General features: G+C 41.7%; 19 protein-coding genes. 7 read left to right on the forward strand and 12 right to left on the reverse strand.

The annotated features are described in order from the left end of the window. Positions 1-123: 123 nt before the first annotated feature. The 6 genes from PCAR9_RS11295 to PCAR9_RS11320 form a co-directional block, all read right to left on the reverse strand. The gene (locus PCAR9_RS11295) at positions 124-1,356 is read right to left on the reverse strand and encodes a hypothetical protein (protein WP_179983681.1); all 1,233 of its coding nucleotides are present in this window, start codon (positions 1,354-1,356) and stop codon (positions 124-126) included. 411 nt (positions 1,357-1,767) lie between these two features. Beyond that, positions 1,768-2,529, reverse strand: coding sequence for a hypothetical protein (locus PCAR9_RS11300; RefSeq protein ID WP_179983682.1), 762 nt, complete (start codon positions 2,527-2,529; stop codon positions 1,768-1,770). A gap of 164 nt (positions 2,530-2,693) precedes the next feature. Next, positions 2,694-2,996: a type II toxin-antitoxin system RelE/ParE family toxin gene (locus PCAR9_RS11305; protein WP_179983683.1), complete on the reverse strand. Its 303-nt coding sequence runs from the start codon at positions 2,994-2,996 to the stop codon at positions 2,694-2,696. Continuing rightward, the gene (locus PCAR9_RS11310) at positions 2,984-3,241 is read right to left on the reverse strand and encodes a type II toxin-antitoxin system Phd/YefM family antitoxin (RefSeq protein ID WP_179983684.1); all 258 of its coding nucleotides are present in this window, start codon (positions 3,239-3,241) and stop codon (positions 2,984-2,986) included. Before PCAR9_RS11310 ends, PCAR9_RS11305 begins: the two co-directional genes overlap by 13 nt. Before the next feature lie 93 nt (positions 3,242-3,334). Next, entirely contained in the window at positions 3,335-3,991 is a 657-nt protein-coding gene (locus PCAR9_RS11315; RefSeq protein WP_179983685.1) for a hypothetical protein, read from the reverse strand. 15 nt (positions 3,992-4,006) lie between these two features. Continuing rightward, a complete protein-coding gene (locus PCAR9_RS11320; RefSeq protein WP_179983686.1) occupies positions 4,007-6,460 on the reverse strand; it encodes a zinc-dependent metalloprotease in 2,454 nt (817 codons plus the stop codon). 223 nt (positions 6,461-6,683) lie between these two features. Between PCAR9_RS11320 and PCAR9_RS11325 the strand changes: the two genes are divergently transcribed. After that, positions 6,684-6,926 (forward strand): HP1242/YdcH family protein, encoded by a 243-nt coding sequence (locus PCAR9_RS11325; RefSeq protein ID WP_179983687.1) that lies wholly within the window; start codon positions 6,684-6,686, stop codon positions 6,924-6,926. 74 nt (positions 6,927-7,000) lie between these two features. Here PCAR9_RS11325 and PCAR9_RS11330 read toward each other — a convergent pair whose 3' ends face one another. The 3 genes from PCAR9_RS11330 to PCAR9_RS11340 form a co-directional block, all read right to left on the reverse strand. Beyond that, positions 7,001-7,603: a peptidoglycan-binding domain-containing protein gene (locus tag PCAR9_RS11330; RefSeq protein ID WP_179983688.1), complete on the reverse strand. Its 603-nt coding sequence runs from the start codon at positions 7,601-7,603 to the stop codon at positions 7,001-7,003. A gap of 60 nt (positions 7,604-7,663) precedes the next feature. After that, positions 7,664-9,076 carry a choice-of-anchor L domain-containing protein gene (locus PCAR9_RS11335; protein WP_179983689.1) on the reverse strand — a complete coding sequence of 471 codons (1,413 nt, stop codon included), beginning with the start codon at positions 9,074-9,076 and terminating at the stop codon, positions 7,664-7,666. Between the two features lie 425 nt (positions 9,077-9,501). Continuing rightward, positions 9,502-9,729: a type II toxin-antitoxin system CcdA family antitoxin gene (locus PCAR9_RS11340; RefSeq protein ID WP_179983690.1), complete on the reverse strand. Its 228-nt coding sequence runs from the start codon at positions 9,727-9,729 to the stop codon at positions 9,502-9,504. 160 nt (positions 9,730-9,889) lie between these two features. Here PCAR9_RS11340 and PCAR9_RS11345 point away from each other — a divergent pair, with 160 nt between their 5' ends. Next, the gene (locus PCAR9_RS11345; protein WP_232091179.1) at positions 9,890-11,104 is read left to right on the forward strand and encodes an aminotransferase class I/II-fold pyridoxal phosphate-dependent enzyme; all 1,215 of its coding nucleotides are present in this window, start codon (positions 9,890-9,892) and stop codon (positions 11,102-11,104) included. Positions 11,105-11,240: 136 nt separating this feature from the next. Next, positions 11,241-12,416 carry a saccharopine dehydrogenase family protein gene (locus tag PCAR9_RS11350; protein WP_179983692.1) on the forward strand — a complete coding sequence of 392 codons (1,176 nt, stop codon included), beginning with the start codon at positions 11,241-11,243 and terminating at the stop codon, positions 12,414-12,416. A gap of 90 nt (positions 12,417-12,506) precedes the next feature. On the opposite strand, the gene PCAR9_RS11355 is transcribed toward PCAR9_RS11350, so the two are convergent. Further along, positions 12,507-13,688 (reverse strand): pyridoxal phosphate-dependent aminotransferase, encoded by a 1,182-nt coding sequence (locus PCAR9_RS11355; protein WP_179983693.1) that lies wholly within the window; start codon positions 13,686-13,688, stop codon positions 12,507-12,509. A 374-nt stretch (positions 13,689-14,062) separates the two neighbouring features. Here PCAR9_RS11355 and PCAR9_RS11360 point away from each other — a divergent pair, with 374 nt between their 5' ends. Next, a complete protein-coding gene (locus PCAR9_RS11360; RefSeq protein WP_179983694.1) occupies positions 14,063-14,326 on the forward strand; it encodes a DUF7218 family protein in 264 nt (87 codons plus the stop codon). Between the two features lie 188 nt (positions 14,327-14,514). Here the strand turns inward: PCAR9_RS11360 and PCAR9_RS11365 are convergent, their stop codons facing one another. Both PCAR9_RS11365 and PCAR9_RS11370 read right to left on the reverse strand, forming a co-directional pair. After that, positions 14,515-15,057, reverse strand: a complete 543-nt coding sequence (locus PCAR9_RS11365) for a hypothetical protein (protein ID WP_179983695.1) — start codon at positions 15,055-15,057, stop codon at positions 14,515-14,517. A gap of 319 nt (positions 15,058-15,376) precedes the next feature. Then, positions 15,377-16,246 (reverse strand): sterol desaturase family protein, encoded by an 870-nt coding sequence (locus tag PCAR9_RS11370; RefSeq protein ID WP_179983696.1) that lies wholly within the window; start codon positions 16,244-16,246, stop codon positions 15,377-15,379. A 205-nt stretch (positions 16,247-16,451) separates the two neighbouring features. Between PCAR9_RS11370 and PCAR9_RS11375 the strand changes: the two genes are divergently transcribed. From PCAR9_RS11375 to PCAR9_RS11385, 3 genes are all read left to right on the forward strand, one after another. Continuing rightward, positions 16,452-17,060 carry a GrpB family protein gene (locus PCAR9_RS11375; RefSeq protein ID WP_179983697.1) on the forward strand — a complete coding sequence of 203 codons (609 nt, stop codon included), beginning with the start codon at positions 16,452-16,454 and terminating at the stop codon, positions 17,058-17,060. Positions 17,061-17,181: 121 nt separating this feature from the next. After that, on the forward strand, positions 17,182-18,171 hold the full coding sequence (locus tag PCAR9_RS11380) for a DUF1852 domain-containing protein (protein WP_197964239.1): 990 nt from the start codon (positions 17,182-17,184) through the stop codon (positions 18,169-18,171). Positions 18,172-18,318: 147 nt separating this feature from the next. Then, positions 18,319-19,359, forward strand: a complete 1,041-nt coding sequence (locus tag PCAR9_RS11385) for a methionine synthase (RefSeq protein ID WP_179983698.1) — start codon at positions 18,319-18,321, stop codon at positions 19,357-19,359. Positions 19,360-19,556 lie beyond the last annotated feature (197 nt).

Genomic DNA, 19,556 nt, shown 5'->3' on the forward strand with positions numbered 1-19,556 from the left:
GCTTCAGACAAGAAGCAGACGTTCAACGCTCTAATAATGGTCAGATAACAGTTGGTTAAAATACGCGACGAAGGAGCAAAACCAACTGTTATTTGTGCTTAATTATTAGTTTTTTAGCAAATTTTAATTCTGAATTATGATTTTATTAATCTGATTACCGTTACTATCAGTCGTCACAATAATATTATCACCTTGAGATAAAAAGACGGACTTGTGGTCGTTTTTAGATGAAATGAGCACCCTGTCTAAGGGGACTTCATTTTTACGGTTAAATTTAAAAACTTCAACCATACAAGGGTACGAATTTTTACAATCATTTGTGTTCACGTTGTAATTATCTCGGCCTAAAGAAGCCCACTTTGGGCGTCCATTGAGGTAACTTGTCCTTGGCCAAAAAACTGAGATATCCCATTTATTCGAATCAGAACTCCAAATTTCGTTACTTTTTACAAAAGTAAATGGCTCTTGCAATTCGACGTTTTTAACAGCTCTAGAATACGTAGGATGCTCATACTTGATATTGCTTCGTTCTATACGTGTAGTTTGATCAATGGTAAGCGTTTCTAAACCCGTGTACTTTTGAAGTTTACTTGCAAGCCACTTTTCCTCATTTATATGAGAGTAACCAACATGGATAATAATTTTTGCGTTGGGGTCTTTATCAAAAACTTTTTCTTTGAGGGTTAGTGCAGAATTAGTTTCCCGCTCATCAATTGTATTAAGCGTACTTGGCTTATGTTGGTCATATGAAACAATCTCAAATCCTATTTCTTTTGCTGTAAGCACTAGATTTGCATAAAGGGCTTCACGTGTATAATAACCAACTTCCTTAGTTATAAAGCCTTTATCAATTTGCAGAGTAGCGGAGCTACTTAATGTCTCAGCAGCAAAGTAGCGATAGCCTTGTTTCCATAACCCTTTTAGTAGGCGGTAAGTTAAAACTCTGTGTTGTGCAATATCATGAGCTTCATTTACCATTACGATTTTATGTGTTTGAGCCCGTTCCAAAATTTCAACTACAGCACTTTTTGCATTATAGTCAGCTAAACCTTCAACACTAGAGCTTTCAATTTCAGCAGTTCTATCTCTAGTAGTTAAGGCATTTCTATGCGCACCAGCAAAAGAATACTCAACACTAAGCCCTTGCATAATAATATCTAAAGCGATGGGATTGTTAGAAAAGTCTTTGGCAAAGCCTTCAGTGAATGAGATTCTCTCAACTATAGTTTTACCTTTCGTTTTTTCTTGTACTTGCTTACCGATTTTTACTGCCTGTAAAAGAAATTGTTCATGATCATGCTGTTCAGAGAAAACGGAACTCGAAGTTAGTAGGCAAAATAATATAATTTTTTTCAAGCTAAACCTTTTTATTCAAAATTTGATGCTCAATGCTATGGCAAGTTGGCTAACATTTTAACGAAGTGTACTCTAATAACCGCTTATTGATTTTTATCATAACGGGCCATCTCCTGTTATCCTTCGCTGCGACTGAGCTGGCGTCACTTTTACTATTTTGCGACTCTATTTATATGCGAACATCGGTTCGCATATAAATAAATCACTATTGGCATAGTACAGTTTTAAGCATCTAAGTCATACACTGAGGCGTTCGCAAAACTGGTGAATGAGAATAAAAGCAAATATATGGAATCACTGTTGGTCAGAGCGGCAGCAATACGTACACTGCTGCCTAACAGCTCCAAAGGCATCTAGAGACAAACACCGGACGGTCTCGCATAAGCGATAGCTAGAGACTGATTGCGTTTGTCACGGTTCAAAACTACTAATCAATGCAGCCCAATCATTTTCAAGCTCACTAAAAGACTTACCAGTAACTGCTTGAATATTCTCCCCAGCATAAATTTTCAGATATTGGTCTAAACCATAATTTTCGATCAGGAACTGGGTAAAGGCACCTTCTTGTAAATACGCCAAACGTCTACCTGTTCCCGTTTTTGCTGAGTGTCTTACATTTTCTGATTCAGTCAAAGGTATTAATCCGCCGTAGCTAACCGACGTTTCTGCTACTGCTCTATACAAATCTTGACCAAAATCAGGGTATTCAGGTGATTCACCAAATCTGTGTTGTAAGAACACGGCAAGACCATCATCAAAGAAACGATCTTCATAGCCGTTTTTCTTCTTTTTACGAAAGTCACTGACAGCATACACGTGCGTTAATTCGTGGATAACAGCCATACCGCTGTTTTCTGACTCTGCTGACGAGAAGGCCGAAAGAATTCTCTTCTCTGGAATATGAATCGTATTCCAATCTTGGTAAGGAGTACGACGCTTTTTGGAAATAAATACTACCAAGTCTTCTTGAATTGGAGTTCCATTATATTCTTCAGATTGGCTTAAATAAGCTTTTACAATTTTCTTATTTTCACTGACTCTTGATGCGAGTTGCTCAACTACTGTAATAGGGACGTCGGCATCATATTCGATGATAAAGTCATCAGCTTTGAAAGTGTTTGCAAACGTTGATGCAGAGAGCAGCAGACTTATCAATAAATACTTATTATTCATAATACTTCCGTGTGGGTGCACTAAACGCCATATCGAGCATAACACTCATTTAAATCACAAATCTATGTTTTATGAGTTTCTGGAAAAACTATGCGTCAGCTTTTGGCACAAGCCGGAAGTAACGGGAAAAAACTGCTGTGTTCACCAAATGTACTTAAAGTGAATTAACGGTAATCTAATAAAAAGCGCTTAAGATCTTGTTCGTGCCGCATTACGTGCAAAATAAAGGCTTTGTTGTCCTCAAATTTATAAAAAATTCGACAGGGCTTTACATAAAGCTCGCGGTAATTGAGGGATGGTAATTCGGGGACTGACTTTCCTGATTTAGGATATTCCTTAAGTATTTCTACTTTGGCGAAGACTTCTTTAACCAGTTTCTTAGCCGCAACTAAATTAGATACCGCTATGTATTCAGCAATCTTGTCCAAGTCATTTAGAGCAGGTTCTGACCATACTATTTCAGCCATTTATCCATTTTCTCTTTGGCCTGCAGGTTAGTTGAAACATCATCATTTCTTATTGCCTGCTCACCTTTTGCAATACCTTCCAGAATCGACATGCGCTTCTGCATCATCTCATAATCATCAACATCAACTAAGTAAGCTGATGGCTGACCATGCTCAGTAATCAAAACAGGCTCTTTTGAAGTGTGCAGGTCTTGCAGAATTTTTGTGGCTTGTCTCTTCAATGTAGTAACTAATTCTACTTTCACGATGCAGGTTCCAGCTTTCAAATGTGCCACTATAGTATCACTTAACGATAACCATACAAGATTTCATTCACTCTGGGCAGAGTTACAAGGTAACTAATCACACCCTACTTCACCCAAACTAACGCGATATTTAAACCCATCACGCTGATTAAATACGTCAAAACCATTATCAGAAGCTTTAAGCTCTAGCTCCCATACCCAATTTGTTTTTTCAATAAACTTTAATTCATAGCGGTTTAAAGGTAGTGGACATTTTAAATAGAAATAATGGTAGGCCGTACCCATGGCACCTGGGTCTGCGGTATACACGTAAATAGTGTTATTTTCTATTTCAAATTCTTTATGAAAGTAGTCTCGGTTAGTTCCTAGTGTTGCATCAATCAGTACACCAAATAGACCTATCGCAATCTGAATGAGCGCCACTAGTGCTAAAACACAGCTAAAAATAACAGATAACCATTTACTTTTAACAAGATGCCTAAATTTACCGTACTGCGTAAAAAGCAGGTACACACCTGCGCAAAGCGCTATAAGCTTAACTAAGGCTAACGCGTCGCCGACCTGTGACATAAATTTGGGGGAATGGTAATTTAAGCCCCACAGCACACCGCCATGCAGACTTTCTACTAATGGAACTATTATTAGAAGTACTACAACGAGTAAGAGAGTTACCAAGGCCGCAAAGGTTCTTTGCGGCACTTGCTTGTTACTCGGGCTATGGTTTTGCTCTAATTGCGTTGTCCCTAACATTAATTATCAGCTTTTCTAAATCGGCGAACCAGGCGGCAGCGGTTCTACATCAAAGGTACTTGGCCATGTCTTACTAGCCCAGTAAGTATCAAACTGCTGTTTCAGTATTTCATACTGATTGTCGTCAGCCTTATCGTCTAGCCACTCACTAAATTCAAGTAATGCAAGTTCAGCTTCCATTCTTACTTCAGGTGCTAGGTTGTCGTTAGTTACTGCTTTCATCACTGCATTTAACGCCACTAACTGTAAGCGCTTGGCTAGCGGGCTTTGCGACTTGTTTTTATACCAGTGTACGCTAAGTATTTGCTTCACTAGCATTGAAACGCCTACTTTTTTGCGTCTATCTTTAGTACTTCTTGTTTGCCACTCTAAACGGTTTAAGCGTTCTGGGTGTAATAACAACTCAAAAGCAAAGTTGGATGACGAAGCTGCGGCAGAAACAGGGTCTAACATTAAGCCCATTTTTCCCTTAAAGTGCTCGCGAGTAATATCGTCGCCATAAGCTGTAGGTGGAATAAGGGCGAGAACCGACTCAGGAATGGTCAGGTAATCGGCGGTAGTCGCGGTCAGCAACTGTTGCATAGCGCGTTGCTGCACTGCAGGCGCTACAAACTGTTGGCCCTGTGCTTGGGTGTAGTCACCTTTACGTTCGTATTCATACACTAAACCGCCGACTTGCTTTGCTACAGCTTCTAGCTGATAGCGATGTAGCAAGTATATAGGAACTAAAGCATTTTCAAGAGACGACAAGCTACTGTTCGGGCTTAAGGTATCTAGGCCTAAATTGGCTAACGCCAGTTCGCGCACTTGTGAAATTTCATCGAAGGCATCTAGCGGATTGCTCCCATTTTCCCACATATGGCCATTTGCCGATGCATGGCGACTGCTGCGGGTATCTGGATCTGATTTAAAGCTTAAGCCCTCGTTGCGACCTTTTACAATAATTTTTGCTAAGGCTTCGGCTTCTTCTACGTCGCTGGCAAAGTCTTGGTAACCATATGCTACGGCGTGTATATCCCATGCGCCTATGCCTTTATCATAAGCGCCTTCCAAGCTGATTTTGCCGTTTTTAATGCTAATTTTGGGATGAGGATAATCCATCACCGACGCACGGTTATTTTCACTTGCTGCAAAATTGTGTGCTATGCCTAGCGTATGTCCTACTTCGTGAGCAGACAGTTGCCTAATGCGGTCTAGCGCCATCTCTTGCTGCACCGTGGTGTCGATATTACCCTCTTTGAACGGGCTGGTTAGGCCTAGGGCAATTAAATAGTCTTGCCTTACGCGCAGCGAACCTAAAGTAACGTGACCTTTAATAATTTCGCCGGTGCGTGGGTCGACAACCGACGAACCGTAAGACCAACCGCGCGTTGCGCGGTGCACCCAGTTAATCACGTTATAGCGCACGTCCATTGGGTCGGCCCCTTCTGGCAATACTTTCACCTGAAACGCATCTTTGTAGCCTGCAGCTTCATAGGCTTGATTCCACCAGCTTGCCCCTTCTTTAAGCGCGGTCATTACCGGCTCGGGAATGCCTGGATCTAGATAATACACAATGGGCTCTACTGCTTCGCTCTTCGCCGCATGAGGCGTTTTCTTGTGTAAACGATGGCGGGTAATAAAACGCTGTTCAGTAGGCTCACTTATGGGTGTAGAGTAATCAAAGTAGCTGAATTTCCAGTAGCCTGAGTATGGGTGGTACTCTCTGGGCGTATAGTTATTGTCAGGCAGTGCCACAAACGAGTGATGCAAATGCACGCTCACGCTCTCTGGGTCGGGCGTAACTTGCTGCACGTATTCGCCCGGTTTTTTACCAGCAAAAGTGACTAAAGCTTCTAATTCAGTATTTCTTTCAAAGCCTTTAGTTTTAGGTAAGTACACACCGCTTCGCATTTTATCAACGCTGAAGCTACCTTGGTTGGTGCGTGCCATACGGTTTCCTATACCGTGAATATCACTTAACAGAAAAGGCGTATAGTCGATAAGGCTAACTTTGTCGCTTTTTGCTACCAGCGTAAAACCAGCAATAACCGAATCTGCGAAAGCTTCATCAATACTCTGCTTTTCAGCTTCGCTGCCGTGGGCCGCACGATATTTGGTGTTGTGCTGCTTTAATAAAACCTTATTACCAAATTTTTCAAAACTGACTAAGCGCGTATCGCCTAACTGGCCGCGATCAAGGCCTATATCGTTTGAACCTACGCCATATGGCAAACTGCTTTGGAATAAGTACTCTGCGTTGTTAGTTGGCACGGCTAAGTAAACTTTGTCGCTTTCATCGTCATAGTAAACAGGAATTAAACCATCTTTTTTGGTCATATCGCTGGTGAATTCACCAATGCTTGGTAACGCTGCCCAAGCTGAAGCTGAAGATGCAGACACGACAAACAATACCGTAAACGCAATAGCTGATTTACCCGATGCTTTCACCTGTCGCGCGGCTTTGTGAAAAATGTTCAATTGCAGCATGCAGTTAGTCCTTATTATTGTGAATTTCTAGCCTACCCTATGTAAGAGATTTTGCCCATGGTAATTCGTCGTTTTAACGCTACTCCTTGCTCGACTCTAGGCATTGACTGCCTTTATTAATAATTTGTTGAAACTGATTACAGTATTTAGAGCATTATATATCGAAGAAAGTGTTGATAATCTTACTTGGCTGTTATGAAACAGGACAATCAGGAGAACAATTATGTTAGGCGAAAACCACTCACTACTAAGCGACTTTCCAGAACACAAAGATACGATTAACCGTTTAAATGCGACTAGCACTGATTTTGCCGAAAAGGCAAAACGCTATCACAGTTTAGATTACGAAATTAGAAACCTTGAAGAGCTTGGATCACCCGCTAGTGATGAAACGCTACACAAGCTAAAACACGACCGCGCCGAGTTGAAAGATGAGCTTTATCAAGTGTTGAAACATGCTGAGTAAAGCGAATACGATAAGCCTCTAGTGTTGCGGCTTATCGTACGTAATTTTCCGTCTGCAAATTAATCAGTAAATGATTAGTTGGGGTTAGCTTTTAGAAAGAGTGTAGTTAACGTGTTTTGGTCTGGTAAACCAGTAACCTTTAGATTAAATTTCTGCTGGTAGTTAGAAAACGCTTTAATATCTTCGTCTGTAAATTTATCGCCAGAAATTTCTTTTGGATAAAACCCCATTTTTTTTAACCGTGTTTTTGCTCTCAACAAAATCTCTTTGTAGTAATAGGCAGTAGCATCGCCCACTTGAACTTTCACGATCGTCCCTTCAGAGTCCAACCGAATAGGATAAAAAGCTCTTATCATCGTATTGGTAGCATCCAGAAATTTAACATTGCTATTTTCACTACAATGCCTCTGTAACAAAATTAAAAATAACTCAGTTGTCTGCCAAGGAGCAATATCGTAATTGTTCTTTTGGAACTGGTTATAAGCTGATAAGTATCCCTCTAGCCATCCAGCGTAGAGTAAAAATTCAGAATCTTTTTGTTGAAAACTGACTACGAAATCTTCACATGCTTTCCGGCCAGCTCCTTTAGCAGCGAACTTGCCTTCGCTGTCTGCTGCAAAAACGTTCGAGCTCATGTAAATAAAACAAATACATGCAAACTGAATAAAAACCTTCATAAAACCTCAAAACTAAAAAAGCCCAAGCGCTTCCACTTAGGCTTATAAAATTTACTTATGTCACTTTTTCAGTTTTCTTCTCGTAATCAAAAGACCTAATAGGCTAATGCCCCACATGAAAACTGAGCTGGGTGCTGGAACACTATTTACAGGATCATCGGGAACAAATGTGATTATCGGTGCTTGCGTAAATGAAAGGTCACCTGACTCGGCGAAAGACACGCCCGTTACAAATGCTTGCGGGTTAGTTGGATCTAGCGCCAAATCTAAATTGATACCTAATATTGAGAAATCGAAAACATCGTCAAAGCCGTTTAAACCAAAATCAAACGTTTCGCCTGCATTTAGAGTAAACTGTTGCAGGGTGTTACCAGAAGTAAACTCAAGTATATAACCGTCTGGGTCTGGCACGGTTGCTAGAGATGGCGCAGTAACAGAAGCAATCGCTAGATTTGATGTATAAACATAACCTGATGCGACATCTGGGTCGAACCATATAGTCTCTTCCGCTTCAACTTCAGGCAGTTCGAATACAAATTCACCATCATCATTAGTTGGATTACTTAAGTCTGGAAGGATTGGAGTAAACTCTGATTCGCCCAACTCTCCAAAACTTGCCAAATACATTACAGAGTCATGGCTGCTATCGCCAGCATCAGCTAAAAGTAAAGTAAAGGTGTTGTCACCCGGTAAAACCGGTACATCAAATCGAAGAAGTGGGTTGCCATTAGGTGCTAACACACCGTTAAGTGCTGTACCTGGCATTTCAACAAAATCTGGATGATTAATATTGATTGGAGCAAGAGAATCACCAATCTCAGCATCACTTGTAAGAGCACCTGCAACATTTTCACCGTTTACATACAAACCGAAGCCGTCTATAAAAGTGTCGCCAACAAAGTCTGGAAATTCTTCTGAGCCGAAAGCACCAAAAAACGTTATTGTTGAAGCTTGGTCACCATCGACAGTAAAGCTGATATCCAATTGAACAGGATCAAAATGTGCAGAAATACCGGTCAAAGGCTCTAACAACTCATTTTGAATACTTGTTGCCGAGTTACCATTGCCCCCGCTTATGAAGTTCTGGGTGCTTGCAGAATCTTGCGCGTCAGTGACATTTCCTGTGCTAAATACAATACCGCCTGCGGCTGGTAAATTGTAAGTCCCAGAAGCATTGGAAAAAATACCAGCCTGACCAAGAGCTGGTTGTGAAGGAATAGTCGAGGCAGCATTTATAACGTCAATGGAGGAAGGGATTAAAACTTCGCAATCATTGCCGTCGCAAAACTCATTTCCAAATGCACCTCCAATTAAAGACGCTGAGTTAATGGTAATGCTTGAATCTGGAACTAATAAGGCGTTAGCCAAACTGAGAGCATCTTGAGTTTCTGTAATAACAATCGCAGAGACCGGAGAAGCACCTAGTGCGATGGCAACTCCAAACGCGGAGGCTTTTGACAGGACTTTTATCACTTTTATATTCCCTTATACATGAGTTTTTTATTATACTTAATCCGTATCAGCAATTTGCACGCCAAACAAAAATAAACTAATAATTACATATACTTAATATTCACATAATGGAAATTAACTGCCATAACATTAAAGCACCGTAAAAAATACTGACACTAAAAACTCAAACTAATTTGACTGCACACCTCAAATTAATCAATACAATTCACAGTATTTGATTTACGGCAGTTATCGTTATCCACCAAGAACAAGGTGCAACTACACCTAACTCGACGTATTAGGCGAAAATAGCTCATTACTATGCGACTTCCCGGAACACAAAAATACGATTAACCGTTTAAATACGAATAGCATTGACTATGCCGAAAAAGCAAATCGCTATCGCAATTTAAATGATGAATATCTACATACTGAAAACTGACTTATCACGATAGCTGACGGATTGACTCCGAAAACGTTCCATTCTTAATTACTTTGTCATTATGAGCTTTAAGGGCGCCATCATTCTGCTTGAACCATTCTACTTTTTCTTTCTTGTTTACTGCCCTAATTAAAGCGGCTTCAAAAACCTCAGAAAGCTTTATATTGAGAGACTTTGCTTCATTGAGAAGGTCACTATTGAACGACGTATTACAAGAAACTTTTTGACGCATAACTATCTCAAGCTAATCAACTAAAAATATTATGCGCAAAAGTTGTGCGCATAGCGAACGCAGTCCCTTTCCTTTTTCAAAGATTTACTTGAATCACTGCCAAGAGTAGGCCCTAATTGCGTTATCGATTTAACCAGCTCAATCTATGAAGGGTTTAATTTTGAAGTTTACCTCTCGCGCTACCGCTATTTCTCCGTTTCTTGCCATGGCCTATGGCGAAAAAGCCACCGTACTAGAAGAGCAAGGTAAAGATGTTATTAGGCTTAATTTAGGCGAGCCTGATTTTGGCGCTCCAGCGGCAGTACTTGCGGCAATGAAAGAAAGCTTGGATATTCCTGACTTTCCCTATACCTCTGCATTGGGTATTCCAGAACTACGTCAATCAATCGCTAGCTTTTATGAAACCCAACATGATGTAAAACTAAGCCCATCACGAGTCATAGTTACCGCTGGAGCTTCAGGCGCACTACTTTTGGCAAGCGCCGCTTTAGTAGAGCCTGGCGACAACGTAATATTGGGCGACCCTTCTTACCCGTGCAATCGACGCTTTTTAAACGCGTTTGGCGCAGAGGTAACGCTAGTACCAACACGTAGTGAAGATAGCTTTCAACTAACTGCCGAAAGTGTTGCCGATAATTGGAAACACAACACGAAAGGCGTGCTTATCGCCACACCTGCCAACCCTACAGGCACGGCGATAGATATAGACGAGCTGTATAAGATTGGACAATACTGCAAAGCCAAGGGTGGCTTTTTAATTGTTGATGAAATTTATTTAGACCTAGCGCTTTCATTGGATGTTCGAGTGGATATTGCCGCGTCTAAATCAAATAACAACAAACTGCAAACTGTGCTTGCCAACGCAGAACTGCAGGACACTGTGGTAGTTATAAATAGCTTTTCAAAATACTTTGGTATGACGGGTTGGCGTCTTGGCTGGTGCGTAGTGCCTGAGACGATGACCTCAATAGTCGAAAAGCTCGCGCAGAATTTGTTTATTTGCCCCTCTACCCTTTCTCAAAAAGCCGCACTTGCGTGCTTTACCCCTGAAGCGTTGGCGCAGTGTGAGCAAAACCGCAATACGCTGGCAGAGCGTGCAACTCTTGTTTTTGATGCACTTCAGAATATGGGGCTCAGTTTGGATGCTCAACCTGACGGCGCGTTTTACGCTTACATCAATATCAAACATACAGGCTTAAGTGCTATCGAATTCTGTGATGCTCTGCTCTCGCAGTATCATGTGGCGCTGACACCGGGCAATGATTTTGGCGAGCACAATGCAGATCACTATGTAAGACTTTCTTTCGCTACCAGTATAGAGCGTTTGAATGTAGGACTGGCTCGGCTAGCTACTTTTGTTAAATCATTGTGCTAGTTGCTTTGTATCCACTGTTTAATTTCGTGAATAGACAAATATTACCTAAAAAAATGATAGATATGGGCGCTTGTGCGTATATTGGGAAGTGCATTTTGGTGACACGTGTCGAAACGGAATAAAACAGGACAAAACAATGAGTAACGAACGCGAATTTGATGTAGTTATCTTCGGTGCTACAGGTTTTACAGGCAAACTAGTGGCTGAGTATTTTCAGGCGCAGTATGGCAGTGACAGCAATGTTAAATGGGCAGTGGCAGGTCGTAACGAAGCTAAACTGAATGATGTAAAACAAGAGCTAGGCATTAGCGATAGCGTTGCTAGTATTGTAGCCGACGGTGATGATGCCGACGCACTTGATGCAATGACAAAGCGCACAGCCGTTGTACTAACTACCGTAGGACCTTATCAAATTTACGGCGAAAAGTTACTTTCTGCATGTGTTGATAATGGTACGGGCTATACAGATTTATGTGGTGAACCAGCGTGGATGCACCAAATGATCAACAAGTACGAAGCAAAAGCTAAGGAAACGGGTGCAAACATTGTTTTTTCTTGCGGCTTCGACTCTGTGCCCTTCGATTTAGGTGTTCATTATTTACAAGAACATGCGAAGAAACAAACCGGCGAAGTAATCGAATATGTAAAAGGTCGAGTACGCAAAATGCAGGGCACGTTCTCTGGCGGTACAGCGGCTAGCCTAAAAGCAACCATGGCTGCAGCGCACAAAGACAAGTCAGTAATGGCAGCACTTATCAACCCTCTCTCGCTAACAGATGGTTCGACTAACCAACCACAGCCAGATGGCAACAAACCTTATTTTGACGAACAGTTAGGTACGTGGGTAGCGCCATTTATTATGGCGGCAATTAATACTAAGAACGTTCACCGTTCTAACTACCTAGCAGGCTACGCTTACGGTAAGAACTTTCAGTACGATGAAATGATGATGACCGGCCCTGGCGAAAAAGGTGAAGCCATGGCAAACCACGTAGCTAAAGATAAGTCGCTGGCTAGCGATGATGGCCCTAAACCTGGAGAAGGCCCAAGTAAAGAAGAGCGTGAGAACGGCTTTTACGATGTAATGTTTGTAGGCACAGCCAACAATGGCGATATGCTAGCCGTATCGGTTAAAGGCGATAAAGACCCTGGCTATGGCTCTACCAGCAAGATGATTTCAGAATCTGCCCTTTGCTTGTGTAAAGACGTAAACCTATCAGGCGGCTTTTATACACCAGCAGCAGCCTTAGGCGATAAGTTAATTAGCCGCCTAGAAGAAAAAGCAGGCTTAACGTTTACTATCGAAAAATAGCATGAATTTTCGCACAACTAATATGAAAAAAGCTGAACACAAATAGTGTTCAGCCTTTTCTTTCTGCGCTAGGTGTTATTGTTGTTTTTTCTAAGCAAGTACTGCTTTTAATGCTTTAACGCATGCGTCTGTTTCTGCCGGCGTACCCACACTTATTCGCGACCATGAATCGTAACCTGGCCAAGTGCGCCCTACTACCTTAATACCCTGAGCTTTCATTTTTTCCGCGAACTTGTCGTGCGGCATGCCCGTATCCATGTAAATGAAATTCCCTTGTGGATTCGGCGCATACGGCTGCTTTAATTCTTTGGCGACTTTTACTAACTTGTCACGTTCAGTCTTAATCCGTGAACGCATAGTGTTTAGATTCGCGTGGTCATCCATACTTGCCATACCTGCAACGAGTGCCAAGTAGTTTACGCCCCCCATTCGCAGCATACCGCCCATGGTTTTCGCTTGCTCAGCTGGCATAATGGCGTAACCTAAACGCTGGCCTGCCATGGCGTGAATTTTCGAGAATGTGCGGCAAATTACTACATTATGCCCTTCTGCTACTAGCTTCGACTGCACGTTAGCCGGGTAAGCATCTGACATTTCAATGTAGGCTTCATCAATAAAGACTTGCGCTTTCTTCGATACGCGTTTTGCAAAAGCGGTAAGTTTAGCCGCATCTACCATGCTGCCCGTTGGATTGTTTGGGTTACATACATAAACGGCGGTTGTATCTTCAGTTACTGCCGCTTCAATGGCGTCTAGGTCGAAAGTCATGTCATTAGCAAGGGGCACGTAAGTTACCTCTGCCCCCATAAACTCAGCGCCTCGCGGTACACCTTCATAAGTTGCCATAGACGTTACTAGCTTATTACCATTTTTCGTGATCCAGTCGGCATAGCCAAAAAGAATTGGTGAAGAACCGTTTGTGATAACGATTTGGTCAGCAGATACGCCTTCTTGCTTAGCAATTTTTTGCGCCAACACTTCAACCGTAGCGTCGGTATAACGCGCTAGGTTCAAAAGCTCGCTTTGCATGGCCTTAGCGGCCTTTTTCGAAGGTCCAAAGGCGTTTTCATTTGACGATAAGCGAATAAGACCATCGTTCACGTTAGGTGTAGCCGACGGAAAATGTTCGGTGGGCATTCCCGCCGCATGCAGGTCGCCCATAATACTGTCGACACTCGTCGTCAGGGCCACTGCACCAGCCCCTAACCCCACTGATTTTAACCAATTTCGACGTGAAGAATTTATCGTGGTTTGTTGTACATTTTTATTCATATTTCGCTCAGCCTTCCATCTACAATGTCTTTAGACTAATGGCTTAATTTTCAACGCGCAATAGCGTAAAAACGCTAAACCATTGACACAATTGCACTTTTCCTGTGCACAAAACGCACTAAAATAGACAACACAAGAAGTTTTAACGTGTTAAGCGGTAACATTGCGGTGCAGCGCCTTCTTATCCATTTAGGTGTTTGCGATGAATGACATTTTTTCTCGTATTAGCAGCAAAACTATTACTGACTAAACCCATTGTTCTTTAGCCTGAATTTCCAAGTTGCTACCCGAACCTAAACCATTTAGGCGAATACCAAGTATGAAATACTATAAACATCACAGCTTCTCTTACCATTCAGAACAGGAGTTTTAAAATGGCTAAGGACCACGGTAACCAAATTAAGAACGACGATACCTATGAGGCCCTTCGCGACGAAGGCTATAGCAAGGAAAAGTCAGCGCGCATTGCCAATGCACAAGCCAATAGTAAACAAACTCCGTCAAAAGACGGCGGCAAAGCAAATAAATACGAAGATCGCACTAAAGATGAACTCTATCAAAAAGCCAAAGATGTGGGCATTGACGGGCGCTCAAACATGAGTAAAGACGAGTTAATTGATGCGCTGCGTAATCACTGAGGGGGCTTTGGCCGTCACTACACAGCGTTAAGGGAACGCATATACGGCCATTATTAAGTGTCAGCGCACAGTTATTATTAAACCCTAATTAAAAGTCCGAGGGATTGGCCGAACTTTCAGGGCACAGCGAAAGTATCTGTGGCACAGAATCCAACAGATACAATTAAATAAACTATACAACTGCGCAACTATTGCGACTTCCACTCTTCATATTCAAGCTGGGCTTTGCGCATATTTATTAATAACTTAGTTAGTTCAGGATCTTTCTTAACAACTGTTTCCATATAGGCAAAAGACTCTTCTCTGTCGCTAACTGTTAAGTCTTCGATATCTTTCATCGTCGGGCTAGGCATGTTTTGCCTAAGCGCCTGCTGAGTTTCCTTGTACATCCGATCAAGTGCATACTGGGGGTAGCAGACAGTCTTCTTAATTCGGCTGTTTACGGATGACTCTTTTCTACATCTTACTTTGAACTTTTTGTTGTCCGCTAATGCGTTGAATCGTCTGTAAAAATCCAGCTCCGTTCGCTGGATTTTACGTAGGAAAAAACCACTATTTTTATTAACTTTACCTTTTACCTCAACGACTTCTATATCTTTGGGTTCGACGAACTCTTCTTTGTCGCTAGTTTGTGGTGTTGCATTAGCCATACAGCTAATAAATACCCCAGAAGCTAAAAATAATGAAAAGCGCGAGGGCGAAACAAAATTAATACGTTTGATGAGATTCACTGGGTGCCTCCTTGCGGTCCTATCAGACAAAAATTAAAAAAACTAGACTTAATAACTTCTAGTGTTAAATGACTGGTTTCAAGTATCAAATTGTAAATTAAGTAAGTCAAGGCATCTAATTTATACAATGTAAGTGTTTGTGTACCTAATGCGCTCTTTGCAGCTTTGTTTACTATTAAGGGCTTTAAGTAACATTTGTGATTTCAACTGCTAGCCTACACCGAAATAAATTGTGTTTTAATGTAAAGTTGTTGGTTGCTAAATATACCGTATTTTACTAAGCGCAGTTTCAAAGAAGCATTAGGTTTAATGCACGCGCCTATCGTTTGAACGGCATTATAAAAAGTGCTTTGTAACTCGGCTGAACATCACCAATGCCAGTATCTTTCGTATCTGCGTCTTTGAACGTGCCAAATAAACGATCCCATACAATACATACGCAGCCATAGTTAGTGTTGCTTTCACTGATCACTTGAGAGTGATGATGAATATGGTAACGATTAGTTGTGAAGAACCAGCCAACCACCGCTGAGTTTAAATTCAGGTTGCTATGTGCGAGTATCGCAGTAACTGCAGTTAAAGAAACGACCCCAGCTCCTACCGCGTCGCCGCCTAATAGAACTCCAACAATAGCGCGCGGAAGTATGAGAAAAAAAGCTTCAACCGGATGGTTAGCAACCGCATTCAATCCGCTTAGTTTTTTAAATGCGTGGTGTGCTCTATGACCAGATAAGTGCCACAAAACTCCCCAACGATGAGACGCCCTGTGATACCAATAATTGATAAATTCAAATGCTGCAAAAATTAGCAACACTTGCGCTATCTTAGGCCATTGCGAAGGCAAAATATTTAATTGCCACGCTTCGCTTAAACTCGCCATCCACTTAAAAAGTGATGCTTCATACAGTGTTTCTATTAACGCATATGCTGCCCCTGCAAGGAACACAAATACCAAAAGTGCGGCAGTTTCACCCGCGCTTTTTCGCCACTCTGGGCGCGCGGGTATAGTAATTTCAAAGAGCGTAATAATACAAAACGCTGCTGTGATAAATAAAACATGCGCATCAAGGGAGGCGTTAGTATGTGCCAAGTAAAGAGAAGCAGCTATTAAAATAGGCTGTAACGCCCAATAGACTAGTTGACGCGTTCCGCGTAATAAAAGTTTACTAAACGAAGTTTCAGCGCTCATATCAATTCCTTTTAAAATTCTCTTCCATCTGCGAAATTCGGTGAGTGTACTTACGTCACACATTGCCCTAGAGGTTTTCGTACCTTACTAGAGCGAATTTGATTAATAAACAAGCGAAATGGTTTAAGTTGTTACAATTTGCTACCTTCCTTTTTCAAAATGAAAAACGAGCCGAGTTTGTTAATTAACGCAGAAAGGTTGCACTATGAAACGCCAAGAGCGAGATAAAGTTGAAATTGTCCCCTATAAAAAAGTGTGGCTTGAGCAGTTTGAAATCGCTAAGCGCTGTTTATTAACGGTGCTGGGCGATATTTGCATTCGTATTGACCACATTGGCTCTACTTCTATTCCTAACATGCCAGCGAAAGACCGAATTGATATTCAAATTGGGGTTAGTGAAATATCTCCTGCTATTTGCGACACGATAAACCAACGAATAAGTAAATTAAACTTGCCTAACGCTCACCTGAGCCAAGATCATTTACCGCCTAACGAATTATGCCATGCGGACTGGCGTAAAATTTACCTGCAAGGGGTCACAGACCAATGGGCGTTTAAAGCGAATATTCATATACGAAAAGTAGGCGCAAAAAACTTTAAGTATGCTCTTCTATTCAGAGATTATCTAAGCATTGATGACGATACCGCAAAGGCTTACGCGTTCTTCAAGCAAACCCTCGCCTCCCAAATTCCAGACGATAGAGACTTATATTCACAACTGAAAGATCCGGTCTGTGACCTAATTATGATTAGTGCTAGGCGGTGGAAAGATAAAACCACGTACCCCCTCTGTTCCGAACAAACTATGAGATAATTTCATACAAAAATGAAATTAAGTCATTTTTATTCATAGATAAAACCGCGTATAAATTTATTCATAGCTTTTACAGCATTTACATTACTCGGTTTAATCTTAGGAATAGAAGCGCATTCTCATGAACAATAACGTGGATACAAATTTCTCTTTTACTATTAACAGCGTTCAGTTTAATGAAGATTATCGCCCTTCAGACAACACGCGAATCACCACTAATTTTGCTAATTTAGCGCGAGGTGAACGCCGAAAAGAAAACTTACGCGATGCGTTAGGTATGATTAACAATCGGTTTAATGCTCTAGCTAGCTGGGACAATGAGCGTGGCGATCGCTATGCCGTTGAATTAGAAATAGTATCGGTAGATATTGATGTAGAGGGTAACGGCAACACCTTCCCTACTATCGAGATTTTGCAAACTAACATTATCGATAAAAAAACGGGGAAGCGTACCCAAGGTATTGTGGGCAACAACTTCTCGTCTTATGTTCGAGATTATGATTTTAGCATTCGCCTTTTGAATCATAATCGTGGCCAATCTTCGTTCAGCGTACCCAACGATTTTGGCGATCTACACGGTAAATTGTTCCAGTATTTCGTTAACTCAGAAGCTTATAAAGCGCATTTCTCAAAACTCCCTGTTATTTGCTTAAGTGTCTCTGATAACAAAACCTATCGCAGAACCGAAAACCAGCACCCTGTTTTAGGCGTTGAGTATCAACCTAACGAGTCGTCGTTGACCGAGCAGTATTTCAAAAAGATGGGCTTAAACGTTCGTTATTTTATGCCGCCTAACAGTGCCGCGCCTTTCGCGTTTTACTTCTTTGGTGACTTACTGAACGACTACACAAATTTAGAGCTTATAAGCACTATCGCAACGATGGAAACGTTTCAGAAAATCTATCGCCCTGAAATCTATAACGCTAATGCTCGTGCAGGTTCAAGCTATAAACCGAATTTGCAAAATACCGATCATTCGGTAACGCCCATCGTGTACGACCGAGACGAACGCAGTCACCTTGCCGTCGAGCAAGGCAAGTTTGTGGAAGAGAACTTTATTAAACCTTATCAACATAAGCTGCAGCAATTTACAGCAAGTTACGCCAGATAAACGCTTCGGACCTGGTTGTTGGTACCTTACTCTTTGCCAGCAGAAATCAACGGTTCGCTAAAAAATGAGCTTATAAATTTTGATGGGGCGCAACGGCCTGCCCCACAGCCATTCATATTAATTATTGACTTAAAGAAAACGAATCACATGAAAAAATTACTTCCCACCTCTATCGCCGGCAGCCTACCAAAACCTTCATGGCTTGCACAGCCTGAAACCCTGTGGTCGCCGTGGAAGCTAGAAGGCGAAGCATTAGAAGAAGGTAAAAAAGACGCGCTGCGCGTTACACTTCAGGAACAAACGATATCAGGCATTGATATTGTGTGCGACGGTGAGCAAACCCGTCAGCACTTTGTGACTACCTTCATTGAGCACCTTGACGGTGTAGATTTCGAAAACCGTAAAACAGTACGAATTCGCAATCGTTACGACGCGAGCGTTCCCGTTGTAACCCAGGCGGTTACCCGACCTAAATCGGTATTCGTTGAAGATGCTAAATTTTTAAGAAGCCAAACTGATCAGCCTATTAAATGGGCGTTACCTGGACCGATGACCATGGTTGATACCCTGTATGATGATCACTATAAAAGCCGCGAAAAGCTCGCGTGGGAATTCGCAAAAATTCTAAACCAAGAAGCGAAAGAACTAGAGGCTGCTGGCGTTGATATTATTCAGTTTGACGAACCCTCGTTTAACGTATTCTTTGATGAAGTGAACGAATGGGGAATTGCTGCGCTAGAGCGCGCTATTGAAGGACTAAAATGTGAAACTGCGGTACACATTTGCTACGGTTACGGAATTAAAGCAAATACCGACTGGAAGAAAACCCTAGGCTCTGAATGGCGCCAATATGAAGAAAGCTTCCCTAAACTAGCGGAGTCGAGCATTGATATGGTGTCATTGGAGTGCCACAACTCCCATGTACCCATTGAACTAATATCCCTTCTTAAAGGCAAAAAAGTGATAGTAGGTGCTATTGATGTTGCAACCGATACCATAGAAACGCCAGAAGAAGTAGCCGCTACTTTGCGCGAAGCTTTGAAGTACGTGGACGCAGATAAGCTCTACCCCTGTACTAATTGTGGTATGGCTCCCCTTTCACGAGATGTTGCAAGAGGGAAACTTGAAGCACTTAGCGCTGGTGCTGCGATAGTAAGAAAAGAATTAACCCTTAAGCGCTCTGCTTAACGCTAGTTTTATTAATTTCCTTCATATCTTTAAAGCAAGTTTGCAATAAGGCAAACTTGCTCCCCTTAACTTTCATTAGCTATCCAAACACTGCTCGCCCGTCTTTCGTAGACCAACAACCAATCGTTTAATGTTTATATAATTTTTATTAGGCATTAGAAGCATTTATTTATTTTTTGTCTAAACTAAAAACAATA

This window comes from Alteromonas macleodii (assembly GCF_903772925.1).
GTDB lineage: Bacteria > Pseudomonadota > Gammaproteobacteria > Enterobacterales > Alteromonadaceae > Alteromonas > Alteromonas macleodii_A.